This window comes from Listeria farberi (assembly GCF_014229245.1).
GTDB classification, from domain to species: domain Bacteria; phylum Bacillota; class Bacilli; order Lactobacillales; family Listeriaceae; genus Listeria; species Listeria farberi.
The window spans coordinates 1-2,476 of sequence record NZ_JAARZJ010000043.1; the positions used below are offsets into that span (position 1 = coordinate 1).

Consider the following 2,476-nt stretch of genomic DNA (forward strand, 5'->3'; position numbering starts at 1 on the left):
ATTGTTGTGGAAATGGCAAGAGAAAATCAAACAACAGGAAAAGGAAAAAATAATTCTAGGCCACGTTATAAATCATTAGAAAAAGCGATTAAAGAATTTGGTAGTCAAATTCTAAAAGAGCATCCGACTGATAATCAAGAATTAAAAAATAATAGATTGTATTTATATTATTTGCAAAATGGCAAGGATATGTATACTGGACAAGAATTAGATATTCATAATCTTTCTAACTATGATATTGATCATATTGTGCCACAGAGTTTTATAACAGATAACTCCATTGATAATCTTGTGTTAACGAGTTCGGCTGGGAATCGGGAAAAAGGGGATAACGTTCCACCACTAGAGATTGTTCAGAAGAGAAAAGTATTCTGGGAGAAGTTATACCAAGGGAATTTGATGAGTAAACGTAAATTTGATTATTTAACTAAAGCTGAACGTGGTGGTCTTACAGAAGCGGATAAAGCGAGATTTATCCATAGACAATTAGTGGAAACCCGTCAAATAACGAAGAATGTAGCCAATATTTTACATCAACGTTTTAATTATGAAAAAGACAATCATGGAAATACTGTGAAACAGGTTCGAATTGTAACATTAAAATCTACGCTGGTTAGCCAATTCCGTAAGCAATTTCAATTGTACAAGGTGCGTGGAGTTAATGATTATCACCACGCCCACGATGCTTACTTAAATGGGGTAGTCGCGAATACGTTACTAAAAGTATATCCTCAATTAGAACCGGAATTTGTTTACGGCGATTATCACCAATTTGACTGGTTTAAAGCGAATAAAGCTACGGCGAAAAAACAATTTTATACAAACATCATGTTATTCTTTGCACAAAAAGATCGAATAATAGATGAAAACGGTGAAATTCTTTGGGATAAAAAATATTTGGATACTGTCAAAAAAGTCCTGGGTTATCGACAAATGAATATTGTTAAGAAAACAGAAATTCAAAAAGGAGAATTTTCGAAAGCTACAATTAAGCCCAAAGGAAATTCCAGTAAATTAATTCCTAGAAAAGCTAATTGGGATCCGATGAAATATGGTGGTCTTGATAGCCCTAATATGGCATATGCAGTCGTTATTGAATGTGCAAAGGGGAAAAACAAATTAGTTTTCGAGAAAAAAATTATCCGTGTTACTATCATGGAACGTAAAGCATTTGAAAAAGATGAGAAAGCCTTTTTAGAAGAACAAGGTTATCGTCAGCCTAAAGTCCTCGCGAAATTACCGAAATATACGTTATATGAATGTGAGGAAGGACGCCGGAGAATGCTGGCTAGTGCTAATGAAGCTCAGAAAGGAAATCAGCAGGTATTGCCAAACCACCTGGTAACATTACTACACCATGCGGAAAGTTGTGAGGCAAGTGATGGGAAAAGCCTTGATTATATTGAAAGTAATAGAGAAATGTTTGCTGAACTACTAGCACACGTATCAGAATTTGCCAAAAGATATACGTTAGCTGAAGCTAATCTAAACAAAATTAATAAACTTTTTGAGCAGAATAAAGAAGGTGACATCAAGACAATTGCACAATCTTTTGTTGATTTAATGGCATTCAATGCGATGGGCGCGCCGGCAAGTTTTAAATTTTTTGAAACTACTATTGAGCGTAAAAGATATAACAATCTCAAAGAACTATTAAATTCCACCATAATCTACCAATCAATCACAGGACTATATGAATCGCGAAAAAGGCTGGATGATTAAATGGGATGGCGGACAGTTGTTGTAAATTCTCATTCGAAGCTATCGTACAAAAACCAACATCTTGTTTTTAAATCTGCCTATCAACAGGAAATGATTCATCTATCAGAAATTGATGTACTTATATTAGAGACAACAGATATTACTTTGACTACGATGTTAATTAACTGCTTAGTAGCTGAAAATATTTTGATTCTTTTTTGTGATGATAAGCGATTGCCTATTGGGAAGATACTTCCTTTTTATGGGCGGCATGATAGTAGCTTGCAATTATCGAAGCAATTAGAATGGGAGTTTGAGACGAAGGCAACGGTATGGACTGAAATTATTTCTCAAAAAATCTTAAATCAGAGTACATTTTTATCTATGTTGAATTACGATGAGAAGGCAGATTCATTGATAAAGCTACATGAAACTTTAGAGATATTTGATCCGACCAATCGTGAAGGACACGCAGCTAGAATATATTTTAATCAACTTTTTGGAAATGATTTTACGAGGGAACAGGAAAATGATATTAATAGCGGATTGAATTATGGTTATACATTGTTGCTAAGTGTTTTTGCGAGAGAATTGGTGAAATCAGGATGTATGACGCAATTTGGTTTAAAGCATTCTAATCAGTTTAACGATTTTAATTTTGCCAGTGATTTAATGGAACCTTTTAGACCACTAGTGGATCAAATCGTGTATGAAAAACGCAACGAGGATTTTCAAGTAATCAAACGCTCATTATTCGAAATGTTCATCAAGCAGT

2 protein-coding genes are annotated in these 2,476 nt (G+C 34.2%); both read left to right on the top strand.

Annotation, left to right across the window (positions count from 1 at the left end):
* A partial coding sequence (gene cas9, locus HCB45_RS15065) for a type II CRISPR RNA-guided endonuclease Cas9 (protein WP_185620444.1) occupies nt 1-1,722 on the top strand: 1,722 nt, incomplete at its 5' end.
* Nucleotides 1,723-2,476 (top strand): type II CRISPR-associated endonuclease Cas1 (cas1, locus tag HCB45_RS15070; RefSeq protein WP_185620445.1); only part of this gene is annotated, 754 nt, incomplete at its 3' end. It lies immediately after the preceding gene.